This window comes from Actinomadura decatromicini (assembly GCF_008121305.1).
Classification (GTDB): domain Bacteria; phylum Actinomycetota; class Actinomycetes; order Streptosporangiales; family Streptosporangiaceae; genus Spirillospora; species Spirillospora syzygii.
This window is the reverse complement of sequence record NZ_VSRQ01000003.1, coordinates 400,756-418,736: the sequence shown is the minus strand read 5'-3', so window position 1 is coordinate 418,736 and position 17,981 is coordinate 400,756. Positions and strand designations below refer to the sequence as shown.

Below are 17,981 nucleotides of genomic sequence, written 5' to 3'. Positions count from 1 at the left end.
ACCGCGGAGACTCGCTGGTCGCGACCCGGTTCGTACCGGCCGCCCGTCCGGCACGTACGCTGTGCCGGGTGCAGTTGCAGCAGCTCGCCTACTTCGTCGCGGTCGCGGAGGTCCGCCACTTCACGCAGGCCGCCGAGATCCTGCGGGTGGCGCAGCCGTCCCTGTCCAAGCAGATCCGCGCGCTGGAGGGCGAGCTGAACGTCTCGCTGTTCAGCCGGGCGCGGGGGAACATCACGCTGACGCCCGCCGGCGAGGCGCTGCTGCCGCTCGCGAAGCGCATTCTCGCGGACGTCGACACGGCCCGGCTGGAAGTGCAGGAATTGGCGGGCCTGAAACGCGGGCGGGTGCGGCTCGGCGCGACGCCGTCCCTGTGCGCGGGCCTTCTGGCGGACGTCCTCCGCCGTTTCCACGACACCTATCCGGGGATCCAGCTCATCGTCGAGGAGGGCGGGTCGCGTGACCTCGTCCGGGAACTGACCCGGGGGTCCCTCGACCTGGCGCTGGTCATTCTCCCCTTGCACGGCGACCCGCCGCTGGACACCGTTCCGATACTGCGCGAATACCTGGTGGTGGCGTCTCCGGCAGGGCCCGATCGGAACGTCCCGGAGCGTGCGGCCAAGGCCGCGCGGTTGCCGCGCCGCTCCTTTCTGCGCATCGAGGATCTGCGGAACCGGCCGCTGGTGATGTTCCGTCCCGGATACGACCTGCGCGAGGCGACGATCAGCGCGTGCCGGGCCGCCGGGTTCGAGCCGAGGTTCGCGGTCGAGGGCGGCGAGATGGACGCCGTGCTGCGGTTCGTCGAGGTCGGGCTGGGTGTGGCGGTCGTCCCGAGCATGGTCCTCGCCGGGCGGCCCGGCCTGCGCGGCACGCCGCTCGTCCTACCCGACGAGGAGGCGCGGCGCGGCCGCCACGGCCCCGGCCTGCTCCGGACGGTCGCGCTCGCCCACCGCAAGGACGTCGAACTCACCCACGCGGCACGCGCATTCCAGGACACCTTGCAGACGTTCCTCGTCGAAGCGGGCCTCGCCGGAAACCTCCCCGCCGGGGTCGAGAACCTCGTCAGCGACTAGACCCCGGTCGGCTCGGGAATCCGCACCGTTTCCGAGCGCGTCCGTCCGATGGACATCGACATTCCCGCCGCGAACAGGCACAGCACCGCCGCGCCCCACCACGCGAGCGTGTAGGAGCCGAGCGACGTGCGGAGCACTCCCGCGACCGTGGCGGCCACGGCCGCGCCGAGTTGATGCGCCGTGAACACCCATCCGAAAACGATGGTGCCTTCGGTAGGCCCGAACACCTCCCGGCACAACGCGATGGTCGGCGGGACGGTCGCGACCCAATCCAGCCCGTAGAAAATGACGAAGACGAGCATGCTCGGATGGGGTGAATCCGCGAACAGCATCGGCAGGACGAGCAGCGACAGCCCGCGCAGGGCGTAGTACCAGCCGAGCAGCTTCCGGCTGTCGAGCCGGTCCGTGAACCAGCCGGACGCGATCGTCCCGACGATGTCGAAGACGCCGACCAGGGCGAGCAGGCTCGCCGCCGTCGTCTCGGCCATGCCGTGGTCGTGCGCGGCGGGGATGAAATGCGTCCCGACCAGCCCGTTCGTCGACGCGCCGCAGATGAAGAAGCCGCCTGCGAGCAGCCAGAACGCCTTCGTCCTGGACGCCTTGGAGAGCGCACGCAGCGCCGTCCGCGCGGCGTCCCGGTTCCGGGGCGGGTCGGGCTGCGCGACCGTCGCCCCGTAGGGAAGCAGCCCCACGTCGGACGGACGTTCGCGCAGCACCAGCACGATGAGCGGCACCACCGCCAGCGCGGCCCCGCCCACGGTCAGCGACGCGGAGCGCCAGCCGTACTCGTCGACGAGCCACGCCAGCAGCGGCAGGAACACGAGCTGCCCGGCCGCGCCGCCCGCGGTGAGCACGCCGACGACGAGCCCGCGGTGCCGGACGAACCACCGCCCGGTGACGGTCGCGGCGAACACCATCGCCATCGACCCGGTGCCGAGCCCGACCAGCACGCCCCAGCACAGGACGAGCTGCCACGACGCCGACATGAACACGGTCAGCCCGCTGCCCGCCGCGACCAGCACGAGCGCCACGGCGGTGACCCGCCGGATCCCGAACCGGTCCATGAGCGCGGCCGCGAACGGCGCCGTCAGCCCGTACAGGACGAGGTTGACCGACACGGCCGCCGACGTCGTCGCCCGCGACCAGCCGAACTCGTCCTGCAGCGGCACGATCAGGACGCCGGGCGTCGCCCGGAACCCCGCCGCCCCCACCAGCGCGACGAACGCCACGGCCGCGACGAACCAGGCCCGATGAACACGTTTGATCACCCGGCCACTCTGCGTCCTCCGCCCGCCCGAGGAAAAGTGGCAGGAATGCCATTCACCGCAAACATCCGGCCATCCCGTCGGGGGTCACGGGGCCAGGAGGGCTTCCAGGAGATCGGCGCGGTGGGTGTCGTCGTTCTCGGGCGGGTCCCAGGTGCAGGCCACGTCGAGGGCGGCCACGCGGCCGGTGGCGAGGACGCGGCGGGCGGAGGCGATCACGGCGTCCGTGGAGGGTCCTGCGCCCGCCGGGAACTTGATGCCGGGGACCTCGGCCTCGTCGATGACGTCCAGGTCGATGTGCAGGAGGATCGGGCCGTCCGGGAGGACGACGTCGTCCACCGGGCTGCGCCGCACCTTCGCGGTGGCCAGGAACTCCGCCTCGGCGGGGTCGAGGTCGCGGGCGTCGACCAGGACGGTGCGCTCCTCGGGCACGGGGCGGAACCCCAGCCGGTCGGCGAGAAGCTCCGGATGGTCGCCGAGGATCTGGCGCAGCGACATCCCGCCGATGTAGCCGGACGTCGAGCTCTCCACCGAGTGGATGTCGCCGTGCCCGTCGTACCAGACGACGGACGGGTCCACGCCGGCCTTCTGCAGCCCGGCGAGGACGGCCTGGGCCGTCATGCAGTCGCCCGACACGACCGTGGGCCGCGTCCCGCCGCCGACCTGGCCGGCGACCTCGGCGGACACCGGACCGTAGAGCGCGGCGAGACGCGTCCAGACGTCGCCGTCCGGCAGCGGACGGGTCACTTCGACGACGTCCGCGCGGGGCAGCGGGAACGTCGACTCGGGGAGGCGTTCGTCGTGGTGGTAGGGGACCAGAGTGATCGTCATGCGATCACACTAGAAGATCGCGTCAGCGCTTCTTCCCGCCCGCGGTGGCCTTCAGGTAGTCGTGGTTGAGGCGGCCGATGACGTCCAGCGGGATGCCCTTCGGGCAGGCGGCGGTGCACTCGCCCGTGTTGGTGCAGCCGCCGAACCCCTCCGCGTCGTGGGTGTCCAGCATGGACACGACGCGGTCCCAGCGCTCCGGCTGCCCCTGCGGCATCAGCCCGAGGTGGGTGACCTTCGCGCCGAGGAACAGCGCGGCCGACCCGTTCGGGCAGGCCGCGACGCACGCGCCGCAGCCGATGCACTCGGCGGCCTCGAACGCCTGGTCGGCGTCCGGCTTCGGGACGGGCGTCGCGTGCGCCTCCGGCGCGGTGCCGGTCGGCGCGGTGATGTAGCCGCCCGCCTGGATGATCCGGTCGAACGCGGACCGGTCGACGACCAGGTCCTTCACCACCGGGAACGCGGCGGCGCGCCACGGCTCGACGTCGATGACCTCGCCGTCCTTGAACTTGCGCATGTGGAGCTGGCAGGTCGTGGTGGCGCGCTCCGGGCCGTGCGGGGTGCCGTTGATGACGAGGGAGCACATGCCGCAGATGCCCTCGCGGCAGTCGTGGTCGAACGCCACCGGGTCCTCGCCGGACGCGATGAGCTTCTCGTTGAGGACGTCCAGCATCTCCAGGAACGACGCGTCGGGGGAGATGTCGTCGAGCTCGTACTCGACCATCGCGCCCTTGTCCTCGGGACGGCGCTGGCGCCAGACGCGCAGTGTGAGCTTCATTATTTGTACGACCTCTGGGTCGGCTTGACGTATTCGAATTCGAGGGCCTCCTTGTGGAGGACGGGCCGTCCGTCCTCCCCGGCCCATTCCCAGGCGGCGACATAGGAGAACCCGTCGTCGTCGCGCTTGGCCTCGCCGTCCTCGTCCTGGCTCTCGGCGCGGAAATGGCCGCCGCAGGACTCGGTGCGGTGCAGCGCGTCGATCACCATCAGCTCGGCCAGCTCGAAGAAGTCGGCGACGCGGCCCGCCTTCTCCAGTTGCTGGTTCAGCTCCTCGCCCTTTCCGGTGACCTTGACGCGCGTCCAGAACTCCTTGCGCAGTTCGGGGATGAGGGCGAGGGCCTTGCGCAGCCCCTCCTCGGTGCGCTCCATTCCGCAGTACTCCCACATGATGTGGCCGAGTTCGCGGTGGAAGGAGTCGACGGAACGGTCCCCGTCGATCGACAGCAGTTTCTCGATGCGGGTGCGGACCCTTTCCTCCGCCTCGGCGACGGCGGTCTCGGCGACCGGGCCGAGGGCGTTGCGGGCGATGTAGTCGCCGATGGTGTTCGGCAGGACGAAGTAGCCGTCCGCCAGGCCCTGCATCAGCGCGGACGCGCCGAGCCTGTTCGCGCCGTGGTCGGAGAAGTTCGCCTCCCCGATGACGAACAGCCCCGGAATGGTCGACTCCAGGTCGTAGTCCACCCACAGCCCGCCCATCGTGTAATGGACGGCCGGGTAGATACGCATCGGCGTGTCGTAGGGGTTCTCGCCGGTGATGCGCTCGTACATCTCGAAGAGGTTGCCGTATTTCGCCTCGACCTTGTCGCGGCCGAGCCGGCCGATGGCGTCGGCGAAGTCGAGGTAGACGCCGAGCCCGCCGGGGCCGACGCCGCGCCCTTCGTCGCACACGTTCTTCGCGGCGCGGGACGCGATGTCGCGCGGGACGAGGTTCCCGAACGACGGGTAGATGCGCTCCAGGTAATAGTCGCGCTCGTCCTCGGGAATGTCGGCGGGCTTCCGCGTGTCCCCGGCTTTCTTCGGCACCCAGACGCGGCCGTCGTTGCGCAGCGACTCCGACATGAGCGTCAGTTTCGACTGGTGGTCGCCGCTCACCGGAATGCACGTCGGGTGGATCTGCGTGTAGCAGGGATTGGCGAAGAGCGCGCCGTGCCGGTGCGCCCGCCACGACGCGGTGACGTTCGACCCCATCGCGTTCGTCGACAGGAAGTACACGTTGCCGTAGCCGCCGGACGCCAGCACCACCGCGTCCGCCGTGTGGTGCTTGATCTCCCCGTTGATCAGGTTCCGGACGACGACGCCGCGCGCCCGCCCGTCCTCCATGATCAGGTCGAGCATCTCGTGCCGCGGGTACAGCTCCACGTTCCCGGCCTCGACCTGCCGCATCAGCGCCTGGTACGCGCCGAGCAGGAGCTGCTGGCCGGTCTGGCCGCGGGCGTAGAAGGTGCGGGAGACCTGCGTCCCGCCGAACGAGCGGTTGTCGAGCAGGCCGCCGTACTCGCGGGCGAACGGGACGCCCTGCGCGACGCACTGGTCGATGATGTTCCGGGAGATGTCGGCGAGCCGGTACACGTTCGACTCCCGGGACCGGAAGTCGCCGCCCTTCACCGTCTCGTAGAACAGCCGGTACACACTGTCGCCGTCGTTGCGGTAGTTCTTCGCGGCGTTGATGCCGCCCTGCGCGGCGATCGAGTGCGCGCGGCGCGGCGAGTCCTGGAAGCAGAACTGGACGACGTGGTACCCGGCCTCGCCGAGCGTCGCCCCGGCCGAGCCGCCGGCCAGCCCGGTGCCGATGATGATGATCTTCTTCTTGCGCTTGTTGGCCGGGTTGACCTGCTTGGCCTCGAACTTGCGGGTCGTCCAGCGGTCCTCGATCGGGCCCTTCGGCGCCTTCGCGTCGGCGATCGGCGCACCGGAGTCGTAGAAGTCGTCGTACATGATCAGCTCACCCACCCGAACGTGATGGACAGGGGGACGGACACGAAGCCCAGCGTCACCAGCGCGGCGACCGTCCCCGCGAGGCCGCGCAGCGCCCGCTCGCTGCGCGGCGTGCGCAGCCCGAGCGTCTGGAACGCGCTCCAGATGCCGTGGTTGAGGTGCAGGCCGACGAGCACGAGCGCGAGGACGTACCAGACCGTGATGTACCAGCGGGACGGGTCGAAGTCGGCGACCATGCGCTCGTAGGGGGTGGCGTCGGAGCCCTTGGGGTTGACGACGAAGAACGTGAGGTCCAGCAGGTGCCAGACGACGTAGACGGCGATGATGACGCCGCCGTACCGCATCGTGCGGGCGGCGTAGCCCTGCGCGTGCGACTTCTTCTTCGACCGGTACTTGACCGGCCGCGCGGCCGAGGCGCGGCGCGCGAGCGACACCGCCGACCACATGTGCAGGACGACCGACACTCCCAGCACCACCTCGATGAGCGTGAGCACCGTCCGGCGCGGCACCGCGGGCTCGCCCATCGTGCGGAGCCACTCCGCGTAGTGGTTGAAGTCCTCCGCGCCGAGGAAGATCTTCAGGTTCCCGACCATGTGCGCGACCAGGTACAGCACGAGGACGCCGCCGGTCACGGCCATGACGGCCTTCTTGCCGACGGTCGTCCGGTAGATCGCAGGTATCGCTACAGCCACGACCCGCACGTTAGGCAGACGAGGCTGGATACTTCCAAGTCATCAGGCCACTCGTTTCGATAGCCGCAGGCTATGAATACAAGCAGCAGGGACTTTGGTCCCGATTCCGACATAAGCCCAGGTGAGGGACTTCACAGCCGGTCGAGGAACTCCTGCCGGGCGTGACGCAGCGGACATTGACGGCGCCGCGCGGCGGTCAGCGGGGGCCCACCGCGTTCGGGTCGTGGGTGAGGAGGAGAACGGCGAGGTCGTCGGCGAGGACGTCGCCGTTGAGGCGCTCGACCTCGGTGACCAGCTCGTCGATGAGGCCGCGGCCGGTGGCGCCGGAGGCGCGGGCGGTGCGGGCCAGCTCGACCAGGCCGTCCGTGCCGAGGCGGTCGGAGCCCTGGCCGACGCGCCCCTCGATGAGGCCGTCGGTGTAGAGCATCAGGCCCCAGGACGCGCCGAGGTCGATCTCGGTGGTCGGCCACTCCGCGCCGGGGACGAGGCCGAGCGCGGGGCCGTGCGCGTACTCGGGCAGCGCGCTGACCTCGGAGCCGCCCGGGCCGGTGCGGAACAGCAGCGGGGCCGGGTGCCCGGCGAGGTGCATCCGCGCGGTCCGCCGGGACGGCGCGATGGTGATCATGCAGAGCGTGGTGAAGATCTCCTCGTTGCGCCGCTCGTGCCCGAGGACGGTGTCGAGCGTGCCGAGGAGCTGGTCGCCGGTGTGCCCGGCGAGGACGAGCGTCCGCCACGCCATCCGGAGCTGGACGCCGAGCGCCGCCTCGTCCGGGCCGTGCCCGGCCACGTCCCCGATCATCAGGTGGACGGCGCCGCCCTCGGTCTGCACGGTGTCGTAGAAGTCGCCGCCGAGCAGCGCGCGGCGCCGCCCGGGACGGTAGCGGGTGTGGTGGCGCAGCGCCGGGTCGTCGATCAGCGGGACGGGCAGCAGGCCGCGCTCCAGCCGGGCGTTCTCACGGCCGAGGATGCGGGCCTCCACGAGTCGGCGCTCGGTGTCCTCCGAACGCTTGCGCTCGATCGCGTAGCGGACGGCGCGGGCCAGCAGCGGCGCGTCGACCTCCTGCTTGACCAGGTAGTCCTCGGCGCCGGCGGCGACCGCGCGGACGCCGAGGTGGGCGTCGTCGAGGCCGGTCAGGACGACCACGGCGGCGGCGCCGGACATCGCGAGGACCTCGCGCAGCCCGTCCAGCCGGTCGATGCCGGGGGTGGACAGGTCGACGATGATGCACTGGACGCGCCGGGTCAGCGCGCGGCGCGCCGCGGCGAGGTCGGGCGCGACGGTGATCCCCGCGTCCATGCCGCTCTCGGCGAGCATCTTCTCGACCATGCTGACGTCGGCGGGGTCGTCGTCGATGAGGAGCAGGTCGACCCTGTCCTCGGTGCCCGCTGCGAAGGGGCGCGTCTGATGGCTGATGGTGCTCACAAGGCTTCCGCGAAGTCGGGCTGTCGACGGCACTGGCAACGGCCGGGCGTCCCGCGTTTATTCCCGCGGCTGGTACTGCGGCCGCGGGGGAGCGGTACAGGCCGCGCCGGGGAAGCGGCGTTGGCCTAGCCGCCGGGGTCCCGGCTCAAGGAGCGGATGATCGCCGCTCCGTCGGTCCGACCCTAGCGCGTTCCGGCCGCCCGACGCACCCCTGGAACGCGACCGCGGCCCCGTTTTCGGACGGTCCGGAACGTATCGGCGCAGGCGAAAAACCAGTCGAACTCCGGACGATCGACTGCATAACCTTCGTCGAGTGAAGTCGTTGCCGGAGAAAGATCCTGGCAGTCCCGACCACGCCGTACGAGGGGGGACGACCCCCCGCTCCGCCGACCGCGGATCCCCCGCCCGATACCTGCTGTGGCTGCTGCGCGTCCAATGGCGCAGCTGCGCCGCCGGCGCGGCGCTCGGCGTGGTGTGGATGCTCAGCCAGGCACTGATGCCCGCCGCGCTCGGCCGCGCCATCGGCGACGGCGTCGCGGCGCGGGACGAGCGCGCCCTCCTCGGGTGGGCGGGCGCGCTGCTCGCCCTCGGCGTCGCGCAGGCGGTGAGCGGGGCGTTCCGGCACCGGCTCGCCGTCTACAACTTCCTGGCCGCCGCGTACCGGACGATCCAGGTCGTCACCCGGCAGGCCACCCGGCTCGGCGGGACGCTGCCGAAGCGGCTGAGCGCGGGCGAGGTGGTCAGCATCGGGCTGTCCGACGTCGGGCACGTCGGCGACGCCCTCGACATCGTGTCGCGCGGGACGGGCGCCGTCGTCGCGATCATCGCGGTGGCGGGCATCCTGCTGTCGGCGTCGCCGCCGCTCGGCCTGATCGTGCTGGTCGGCGTCCCGCTGATCCTGGCGATCGCGGCGCCGCTGCTGCGCCCGTACCGGGACCGCGAGCTGGAGCACCGCGAGCTGGTCGGCGAGCTGACCACGCACGCCACCGACGTGGTCGCGGGCCTGCGGGTGCTGCGCGGCATCGGCGGCGAGGCGCTGTTCTCCGCCCGGTACCGGGCGGAGTCGCAGCGGGTGCGCGCGGCCGGGGTCGCGGCGGCGCGGGCCGAGACGCGGATGAACGCCGCCGAGGTCCTGCTGCCCGGCCTGCTGATCGCGCTCGTCACCTGGGTCGGCGCCCGGTTCGCCGCGCGCGGCGCGATCGGCGTCGGCGAGCTGGTCTCGTTCTACGGGTACGCGGTGTTCCTGATCGTCCCGCTGAAGACGCTCGGCGAGGCCGCCGGGAAGATCACCAAGGGCCTGGTGGCGGCGGGCCGGGTGACGACGCTGCTGTCCCTCGACCCCGAGCTGCCGGACGCCGGGACCGTCCGGCCGGAGGCGGACGCGGAGCTGGTCGACATCGCGTCCGGGCTGGTCGTGCGGCCGGGCCGGGTCACCGCGGTCGCGGCGGCCGACCCCCGGGACGCGCAGGCCGTCGCCGACCGGCTCGGCCGGTACGCGCCCGGCGAGGTCGACTTCGGCGGCGTCCCGCTGCACGCGGTCGCGGACGTCCGGAGGCGCGTCCTGGTCGCGGTCAACGAGGACCGGCTGTTCTCCGGGCCGCTGCGCGAGTGCCTCGCGCCGGACGGCGACGAGGCGGCGCTGCGGGCGGCCGTCCGCGCCGCGTGCGCCGAGGACGTCGTCGACTCCGCCGGGCTGGACGCGCACGTCGCCGAGGCGGGGCGCGAGTTCTCCGGCGGACAGCAGCAGCGCCTCCGCCTGGCGCGGGCGCTCATCGCCGACCCGGACGTCCTGGTCCTGGTGGAGCCGACCAGCGCGGTGGACGCGCACACCGAGGCGCGCATCGCCGAGAGGCTCGGCCCGGCGCGCGCGGGGCGCACCACCGTCGTCTGCACGACGAGCCCGCTCGTCCTGGACCGCGCCGACCACGTCGTGTACCTCCACGGCGGCAGGGTCGTCGCGGAGGGGACGCACCGCGACCTCCTGGCGGCCGAACCCCGCTACGAGGCCACGGTGACCCGAGGCGAGACCACCACGAGCCAGAAGACGAGCACCCAGAAGACGAGCACCCAGAAGACGAGCACGGAGAGGGCGGGGACGTGAGCGCCGAGACGCTGCCGGTCGCGAGCCCGGCCCAGGTCCGCGCGTACGCGCGGCGGCTCGTCGTGCGGCATCCGCGGCACCTCGCCGCGGTGCTCGCCCTGCACGCGCTCGCCGCCGTGACGGGCCTCGTCACGCCGCGGCTGCTCGGCGCGCTCGTCGAGGACGTCCGGGACGGCCGCGCCGCCATCGACACGACGGGCCTCGCGATCGCGGCGTTCGTGATCGTCCAGGGCGTGCTGACCCGGTACGCCTACCTGGAGTCCGCGCGGCTGGGCGAGCGTGTGCTCGCCGAGCTGCGGGAGGAGTTCGTCGACCGCGTCCTCGCGCTGCCGCTGTCGCGGGTCGAGCGGGCGGGCACCGGCGACCTCGTCACCCGCGCGTCCCGGGACGTGGACACGCTGAGCACGTCCGTCAGGTACGCCATGCCGGAGACGATGGTCGCGCTCGTCGTGAGCGGGTTCACGGTCGGGGCGCTGATGCTGAACGGCCCGCTCGTGGCGCTGCCCGCGCTGGTCGGCGTCCCGCTGCTGTGGGCGGTGATGCGCTGGTACCTGCCGCGCGCGCACGGCGGCTACCTGCGCGAGAACGCCTCCTGGTCGCAGATAGCGGACGGTCTCACCGAGACCGTCCAGGGCGCGCGGACGGTCGAGGCCCTCGGCCTCGCGGACCGCCGCCACGCCCGCGGCGACGCCGACATCGCGAACTCCTACAAGGTCGAGCGCTACACGCTGCGCCTGCGCACGGTGCTGTTCCCGGTCGCCGAGATGTCGTTCGTGCTGCCGGTCGTGGCGACGCTGGTCGTCGGCGGCTACCTCTACATCCACGACATGGCGACGCTGGCGCAGGTGACGGCCGCGACCCTGTACGCCCAGCAGTTGATCGAGCCGGTGGACACGGTGCTGTCCTGGCTGGACGAACTCCAACTCGGCGGCGCCTCCCTCGCCCGCCTGCTGGGCGTCGGCGAGGTTCCGCCCGACCGGCTCCCGGAACGGAGCTCTAGCGGAGTGGAGGGAGCCGGTCTGGCGGCTGCCGGGGGGCGTGGGGGGTCGTCCCCCCACAAGAGACACGACCGGGCGGCCGACGGAGGCCGGAAGGCGTCGGGGGAGCGGTTGACGGCGCGGGACGTCCGGTACGCGTACCGGCCGGGGCAGGACGTCCTGCACGGCGTCGACCTCGACCTGAGACCCGGCGAGCGGCTCGCGATGGTCGGGCCGAGCGGGGCGGGCAAGTCCACGCTCGGCCGCCTCCTCGCCGGGGTCGACGGCCCGCGCTCGGGCGCCGTCACGGTCGGCGGCGTGCCGCTGGTCGAGCTGCCCCTGGACGACCTGCGCGGCCATGTCGCGCTCGTCACCCAGGAGCACCACGTGTTCCGCGGCACGCTCCGCGAGAACCTCGTGATGGCGCGGCCGGGCGCGTCCGACGCGGAGGTCGAGCGGGTCCTCGCGGCGGTGGACTGGGACGGCCCCGGCCTCGACGCCGCGGTCGGGTCCGGCGGCGAGACGCTGTCGCCCGCGCAGGCGCAGCAGCTCGCGCTGGCGCGGCTCGTCCTCGCCGACCCGCACACGCTCGTCCTGGACGAGGCGACGTCCCTGCTCGACCCGCGCGCCGCGCGCCGCCTGGAGCGCTCGCTCGCCGCCGTCCTGGACGGCCGGACCGTCGTCGCGATCGCGCACCGCCTGCACACCGCGCACGACGCCGACCGCGTCGCCGTGGTCGAGGACGGCCGGATCACCGAGCTCGGCGCCCACGACGAGCTGATCGCCGCGGACGGCTCCTACGCCGCGCTCTGGCGCTCCTGGCACGGCGCCTGAGCGTCCCGCGGCCGGTGGCTCAGTCGGACAGGCGCAGGAAGTCGTTCACCCCGATCGCCCCGAGGATCGGCCGGACGGCGGCGGGCGCGGCCCGCCGCGTCTCGTCGTGCACGATCCTCGGGTCGGTCAGGTGGATCCGCTCGCCCCGCGTCACCAGGTCGCAGCCGCCCGCCGCGACCACGTTCCGCACCCAGTCCGACTCCGGGCCGTAGGTGAGCGCGGCGACGTAGCCGCCGGGCACGCGGAAGACGTTGATCGGCGTCCGGTACACGCGCCCGGTCCGGCGCCCCTTGTGCAGGACGATCCCGAACCCGGGCAGGCGCGCCGCGAACGGTTTGGTCACCCTGTTGGTCGCCACCCGGTTGACACGGGCCACGAATCCCGGGATCGGCACTGCCATCACCCTTTCGGAAATCTCTCGGAGGTCAGCGCGCCAGCGCGTTCTTCAGGAAGTCGACCTGCAGGTGGAGGAGGTTCTCCGCGACGACCTCCTGCGACGTCATGTGCGTGACGCCCGACAGCGGCAGGACGGTGTGCGGGCGCCCGGCCGCGAGCAGCGCCGACGACAGCCGGAGCGTGTGCGCCGCGACGACGTTGTCGTCCGCCAGCCCGTGGATGACCATCAGCGGGCGCTTCAGCTCCCCGGCCATCCCGATCAGCGAGTTCGCCTCGTAGTTCTCCGGCTCCTCGTCGGGGTGGCCGAGGTAGCGCTCGGTGTAGTGGGTGTCGTACAGGCGCCAGTCGGTGGGCGGGGCCCCGGCGACGGCGGCGTGGAAGACGTCCGGGCGGCGCAGCACCGCGAGCGCGGCGAGCCAGCCGCCGAACGACCAGCCGCGGATGCCGACCCGGTCGAGGTCGAACGCGGCCGGGTTGCGGCGGGCCGCCTCGATCAGCGCGGTGATCTGGTCGTCCAGGACGGGTTCCACGAAGTCGCCGCGGATCGCCCGGTCCCAGGACGGGCCGCGGCCGGGAGTGCCGCGGCCGTCCGCGATCACCACGGCGAAGCCCTGGTCGGCGAGCCACTGCGGCTCGCAGTACATCCGCTGGACGGCGAGCACCCGCTGCGCGCCCGGCCCGCCGTACGGGTCGACGAGCACGGGCAGCTTCCCGTCGCCCGGCCGCCACCCGGACGGCAGCACCACGGCGGTGCGGATCTCGTTGTCGCCGGAGCGCAGCAGCTCCACCTTCGGCGTGATCACCGGGGTCTCCGCCAGCGAGGCGACCGGGTGCGTCCCGGACGGCGTCCGCACCTCGACCTCCGAGCCCGGCCGGTCCAGCCGCGCCCCCGTCACGACGGTGATCGCGCCGGACCTGGTGCCGCCGAACACGCCCGCGCCCTCGGTCAGCCGGGTCACCTCGCCACCCGTGACGGAGTAGAGGTGGACCTCGGTCGGCTCCTCCGAGCCGGTGAACAGGATCGAGCCGCCCTCCACGCCGAGGACCGACCGCACCTGGAGCCCGGCGGGCGTGACCGGCTCGCCCGCGACGGTCAGCCGCCGCGTCTCGGCCGAGCGGTCCTCGGTGACCCAGACGAGGTCGCCCGCGTCCGTCCGGGCGGGCAGCCCGTGGACGATCTCCGTCCAGTCGGGGTCGTGCTCGTTGTGCAGCAGCGCCGTCTCGCCGTTGGTCGGGTCGACCCGCAGCACCCGCTGCGACCGCTGGTCCCGCGGCTGGACGACGATCAGCAGGCCGTGCCGGTCCCACGCGGCGGTGACGACGTAGGGGAACTCGCCCCGGTCCCACGCGACGGCGACCCGGCCGCCCTCCACGGTGAACAGCACGAGCGACACCAGCGCGTTCGGGGTGCCCGCGCCCGGATAGGCGATCTCGGTCGGCACCGTCTCCGGGTTCGCGGGGTCGGCGATGTGCCAGCGCTGCACGGGCGTCTCGTCGACGCGGGAGACGAGCAGCGTCCCGCCGTCCGGGGACCACCAGTGGCCCCGCATCCGGCCCATCTCCTCCGCCGCGACGAACTCGGCGAGGCCGTAGGACACCTGGGCGGACTCGGGCTGGACGAGCGCCCGGTCGCCCGTCCCGTCGATCTCGATGAGCCGCAGCGTCCGTCCGGACACATAGGCGATCCGCCGCCCCGCCGGGTCGGGACGCGGGTCGAACACCGGCGTCTGCGCGGGCAGGTCGCGGACGAGCCCCGTGTCGAGGTCGGCGACGTAGAGCCGGCCGCCCAAGGTGAAGACGGCCTGCCGCATCGCCCGGTCGGTCGCGTAGCCGACGATGCCGCCCGCCTGCTCGCGGGCCCGCTCGCGCCGGGCCCGCTCCTCGGCGGGCAGGTTCTCCTCGCCGGGGACGTCGAGGCCCGCCGGGTCGGCGACGCAGCGCTCCTCCCCGGTTCCGGTGTCCAGCGTCCACAGGCAGGTCACGGGGTCGTCGCCCGCCCGCGTGCGCAGGAAGGCGACGCGCGTCCCGTCCGGGGCGATCTGGAAGGCGCGCGGGACGCCGAGGCTGAACCGTCGGGTGCGGGCGCTCTGCCGCGGATAGCTGATGCTCATGAACCGAGTCTGCCAGGCTGGAACGGCGGCGCGCCGGGCCCCTCTGCCCCTATGATCACGGGTCGTCGCGGGGCCGCCGCGGAATGAGCGGTGCCCCCGTCCAGGCTCGCGTAAGCTCAAAGCTTCCCAAAGCACATTTCGTCACCGCGGCTGAGGAGTGGTCAATGCCGGAGCTGCAGCCGGGAGATCCCCGGCGGCTTGGCTCGTACGAGATCGTCGAGCGGCTCGGCGAGGGCGGCCAAGGAGTCGTCTACGCCGGCGTCGACGCCTCCGGGAACAAGGCCGCCATCAAACTGCTGCGCGCCGACCTGGCCGTCGACACGATGGCGCGCAACCGGTTCGTCCGCGAGGCGCAGGCGGCCAAGCAGGTCGCGCGGTTCTGCACCGCGCAGGTCCTGGAGGCCGACGTCGCGGGCGACCAGCCCTACATCGCCAGCGAGTACGTGCCGGGCCCGTCCCTGTACGCGCAGGTTACCGAGAGCGGCCCGATCTCCGGCGCCGCGCTCGACCGGCTCGCCATCGGCACCGCGACCGCGCTGGTCGCGATCCACCAGGCCGGGATCGTCCACCGCGACTTCAAGCCGCACAACGTCATCATGGCGCCGGACGGGCCCCGGGTGATCGACTTCGGCATCGCGCGGGCCTTCGACACGGGCCAGACCAACGCGACCAAGGCGATCGGGACGCCGTCCTACATGGCCCCCGAGCAGGTCGCGGGCGCCGCCCTCACCGAGGCCGTGGACGTGTGGGCCTGGGCCACCACGATCGTGTTCGCCGCGACCGGGCGCCCGCCGTTCGGCGACGACACCGTCGTCGCGGTGATCAACCGGGTGATGCACGAGCCGCCGTCGCTGGACGGCGTCCCCGCCGACCTGCACCGCCTGATCGCCGCGTGCCTGGTCAAGGAGCCGGAGCGGCGGCCGACCGCGCAGCAGCTCATGATGGCGCTGATCGGCAGCGGTCCCGGCGGCCCGGGCGCCGTCGGCGCCGCCGGAGCCCTCGGGCAGACCCGGATGGACGACCCGGCCCAGGCGACCTCGATGCTCGCCGAGGGCTCCACGCTCGCCGCGGGCGGGCTCCCCGCCGCCGCGGCCGCCGCCGCCGGAGCCGGGGCGACCCGGCGGGTGTCGCCCGCCGACTACACCGGCAACCTGCCGCCCGCGCGCCCCCCGTACGGGGGCGGCGGCCCGCCGGGACGCGGCCGCTACGACAACTGGGAGCCCGAGCGCAAGTCCAAGTGGCCGATCGTCGCGGCCGTCGCCGCGATCGCCGCGCTCGCGATCATCGTCGGCGTCTTCATCGCGACCCGCGGCGACGGCTCGCCGACGACCCCGGTGACGCCGTCCGTCAGCGACTCCCCGTCGGTCTCGGACACCCCGACCGAGGAGCAGCCCACCGAGCCGACGCCCACCCGCACGCGCACCCGCCAGAACACGCCCCCGCCGGAGCGCCCGACCCCCACCAACACCCCTACTGACGAGGGCACGCCGACGAACACCCCGACCGAGACGCCGACCGAGACCCCGACGACCGGCAGCACCGGCGGCAGCACCGGCGGACCGGGCGGCGGCGGTGGCGGAGGAGGAGGCGGTGGCGGCGGAGGCGGCGGCGCCGGCACGGGCGCCGGCGGCCTCGGCACCGGCGGCTGATCGCGGCCGGACGACACGGCGGGCAGGGCGGTCACCACCGGCGGTCCATGCCCTGAGTAGGCTCGTTGACTATGAAGGAGCCGCGGATCCTGTTCGTCCATGCCCATCCGGACGACGAGTCCATCGGGACCGGGGCGACCATGGCCAAGTACGCAGCCGAGGGAGCCCACGTCGTCCTCGTCACCTGCACGCTGGGCGAGGAGGGCGAGGTCATCCCCGAGGAGCTGCGCCACCTCGCGTCCGACAAGGAGGACCGCCTCGGCGAGCACCGCATCGGCGAGCTCGCCGCGGCGTGCGCGGCGCTCGGCGTCCGCGACCACCGCTTCCTCGGCGGACCCGGGCGCTGGCGCGACTCCGGCATGATGGGCGCGCCGACGAACGACGACCCGCGCTGCTTCTGGCAGGCCGACGTCGACACCGCCGCCCGCGACCTCGTCACCGTGATCAGGGAGCAGCGCCCGCACGTGATCGTCACCTACGACGAGCGCGGCAACTACGGCCACCCCGACCACATCCAGGCGCACCGCGTGACCCGCCGCGCGTTCGAACTGGCCGCCGACCCGTCCCACGAGGACGGCGCCGAGCCCTGGCGGGCCGCCAAGTTCTACGCCTACGCCACGCCGCGGACCGTCCTCGCCCGCGCCATCGCCGTGATGCGCGAGGCGAAACTCCCCTTCGCCCGCGTCGCCGGACTGGACGAACTGGGCTCCGGCGTCCCCGACGGCCAGGTCACCACGGTCGTCGACGCCCGCGCCCACCTCCCCGCCAAACTCGCCGCGCTCCGCGCCCACCGCACCCAGATCACCGTCGCCCCCGAACAGGTCGGCCCGTTCTTCGCCCTGTCGAACAACCTGGGCCAACAGGCGTTCGGCACGGAGTACTTCATCCTCCAAACAGGCGACCTGGGCCCCCTGGGCCAAGGCAGAAGAGAGACAGACCTCCTAGCAGGGTTGTGTTGACCCAGGGGGGCGACCCCCTGGAACCCCCGTTGCTCGCGAGGGACCGTTTCCCGAATCGCGGTCGCTCTCGGGAAACGGCCCCTCGCTCGGCGGGTCGGGCGGCCTCCGGCCTTGGCGGCCTCCGGCCGCCCGACCCGTGACCCCGGCTGAGCTTGTCGCACGACCATCGCCCGGCTGGGCTTGCTGTGCGGCTGTGGCCCTGGCCGGGCTTGGTCGGGCGCCGGGGCGGGGCCGATACGCTGGCGGGGTGGACGAGGACGACGAGACAGGGGTGAGCCTGGCCAAGGGCTCGCCGCCCGCCGAGGCGGGCCCGGACGGCGAGGGGCCGCTCGACGCGGTCGTGTCCGGCGCCGGTTACGCGGCGCTCGGCCTGCTCGGCGGCGTGGTCGGCCTGCTCGGCTCGTTCGCCCAGGGCTGGACGCCCTGGGACGTCCCGGTGGCGGCAATCGCTCTGGCGGCGCTGGTGTTCGCGATGGTGCGGCTGGCGGGCCACGGCATGGGCGGACGAATCGGCGCGGCGGTCCCCGCCGCGGTGTGGGTCCTCGTGGTCCTGATCATGTCCATGCGCCGCCCCGAGGGCGACCTGGTCGTCCCGGGCACCCTGGCCGGATACGTCTACATCATCGGCGGCCTGGTAGCCGCGACCTTCGGCGTAATGCGAGTCCCCCCAGCAAACCCGCCCGGCCAATGGCTCCTAGGCAAGACCCCTCGGCCCCACAACAAGTAACCCCGGCCAGGGCCCGTGTAGAGGCTCTGGCTATGGCCGCGCACGAGTAACCTCCGCCACAGTCGTTGCGGCAAGCTCGGCCGGGGTCACGGTTCGTGCGGCCGTAGGCCGCCAAGGCCGGAGGCCGCACGAACCGCCGAGCGAGGGGCCGTTTCCCGAGAGCGACCGCGATTCGGGAAACGGCCCCTCGCTCGTGACGGGGGTTCCAGGGGGTCGCCCCCCTGGGTAAACACA

General features: G+C 73.1%; 14 protein-coding genes. 6 read left to right on the top strand and 8 right to left on the bottom strand.

Translation table 11 applies throughout. From position 1 onward, the window contains the following. The first annotated feature begins 68 nt into the window (after window positions 1–68). Window positions 69–1,070 carry a LysR family transcriptional regulator gene (locus tag FXF68_RS15725; RefSeq protein ID WP_148759812.1) on the top strand — a complete coding sequence of 334 codons (1,002 nt, stop codon included), beginning with the start codon at window positions 69–71 and terminating at the stop codon, window positions 1,068–1,070. Here the strand turns inward: FXF68_RS15725 and FXF68_RS15720 are convergent. The 6 genes from FXF68_RS15720 to FXF68_RS15695 all read right to left on the bottom strand — a co-directional run bounded on the left by FXF68_RS15720 (window position 1,067) and on the right by FXF68_RS15695 (window position 7,993). After that, window positions 1,067–2,338, bottom strand: coding sequence for an MFS transporter (locus FXF68_RS15720; protein WP_425458599.1), 1,272 nt, complete (start codon window positions 2,336–2,338; stop codon window positions 1,067–1,069). The genes FXF68_RS15725 and FXF68_RS15720 overlap by 4 nt on opposite strands. A gap of 84 nt (window positions 2,339–2,422) precedes the next feature. Then, window positions 2,423–3,166: an arginase family protein gene (locus FXF68_RS15715; protein ID WP_148759810.1), complete on the bottom strand. Its 744-nt coding sequence runs from the start codon at window positions 3,164–3,166 to the stop codon at window positions 2,423–2,425. A 22-nt stretch (window positions 3,167–3,188) separates the two neighbouring features. Beyond that, window positions 3,189–3,941: a succinate dehydrogenase/fumarate reductase iron-sulfur subunit gene (locus FXF68_RS15710; protein ID WP_148759808.1), complete on the bottom strand. Its 753-nt coding sequence runs from the start codon at window positions 3,939–3,941 to the stop codon at window positions 3,189–3,191. After that, window positions 3,941–5,878, bottom strand: coding sequence for a fumarate reductase/succinate dehydrogenase flavoprotein subunit (locus FXF68_RS15705; RefSeq protein ID WP_148760762.1), 1,938 nt, complete (start codon window positions 5,876–5,878; stop codon window positions 3,941–3,943). The genes FXF68_RS15710 and FXF68_RS15705 overlap by 1 nt, the downstream gene beginning before the upstream one ends. 2 nt (window positions 5,879–5,880) lie before the next feature. Then, entirely contained in the window at window positions 5,881–6,570 is a 690-nt protein-coding gene (locus tag FXF68_RS15700; protein WP_148759806.1) for a succinate dehydrogenase cytochrome b subunit, read from the bottom strand. A 196-nt stretch (window positions 6,571–6,766) separates the two neighbouring features. Next, window positions 6,767–7,993: a PP2C family protein-serine/threonine phosphatase gene (locus FXF68_RS15695; RefSeq protein WP_246178723.1), complete on the bottom strand. Its 1,227-nt coding sequence runs from the start codon at window positions 7,991–7,993 to the stop codon at window positions 6,767–6,769. A gap of 313 nt (window positions 7,994–8,306) precedes the next feature. Here FXF68_RS15695 and FXF68_RS42370 point away from each other — a divergent pair, with 313 nt between their 5' ends. Beyond that, window positions 8,307–10,094: an ABC transporter ATP-binding protein gene (locus tag FXF68_RS42370; protein WP_222869957.1), complete on the top strand. Its 1,788-nt coding sequence runs from the start codon at window positions 8,307–8,309 to the stop codon at window positions 10,092–10,094. Beyond that, window positions 10,091–11,905 (top strand): ABC transporter ATP-binding protein, encoded by a 1,815-nt coding sequence (locus FXF68_RS42365; RefSeq protein ID WP_187437945.1) that lies wholly within the window; start codon window positions 10,091–10,093, stop codon window positions 11,903–11,905. The genes FXF68_RS42370 and FXF68_RS42365 overlap by 4 nt, the downstream gene beginning before the upstream one ends. Before the next feature lie 19 nt (window positions 11,906–11,924). On the opposite strand, the gene FXF68_RS15685 is transcribed toward FXF68_RS42365, so the two are convergent. Next, window positions 11,925–12,248 (bottom strand): nitroreductase family deazaflavin-dependent oxidoreductase, encoded by a 324-nt coding sequence (locus FXF68_RS15685; RefSeq protein ID WP_222869956.1) that lies wholly within the window; start codon window positions 12,246–12,248, stop codon window positions 11,925–11,927. An 82-nt stretch (window positions 12,249–12,330) separates the two neighbouring features. Then, window positions 12,331–14,412: a S9 family peptidase gene (locus FXF68_RS15680; protein WP_148759800.1), complete on the bottom strand. Its 2,082-nt coding sequence runs from the start codon at window positions 14,410–14,412 to the stop codon at window positions 12,331–12,333. Between the two features lie 164 nt (window positions 14,413–14,576). Between FXF68_RS15680 and FXF68_RS44460 the strand changes: the two genes are divergently transcribed. The 3 genes from FXF68_RS44460 to FXF68_RS15665 all read left to right on the top strand — a co-directional run bounded on the left by FXF68_RS44460 (window position 14,577) and on the right by FXF68_RS15665 (window position 17,747). Further along, complete coding sequence (locus tag FXF68_RS44460) at window positions 14,577–16,061, top strand: serine/threonine-protein kinase (RefSeq protein ID WP_148759798.1); 1,485 nt, start codon at window positions 14,577–14,579, stop codon at window positions 16,059–16,061. 71 nt (window positions 16,062–16,132) lie between these two features. Further along, window positions 16,133–17,020 (top strand): N-acetyl-1-D-myo-inositol-2-amino-2-deoxy-alpha-D-glucopyranoside deacetylase, encoded by an 888-nt coding sequence (gene mshB / locus FXF68_RS15670; protein WP_148759796.1) that lies wholly within the window; start codon window positions 16,133–16,135, stop codon window positions 17,018–17,020. A gap of 247 nt (window positions 17,021–17,267) precedes the next feature. After that, on the top strand, window positions 17,268–17,747 hold the full coding sequence (locus FXF68_RS15665) for a DUF6113 family protein (RefSeq protein WP_148759794.1): 480 nt from the start codon (window positions 17,268–17,270) through the stop codon (window positions 17,745–17,747). Window positions 17,748–17,981: the final 234 nt, after the last annotated feature.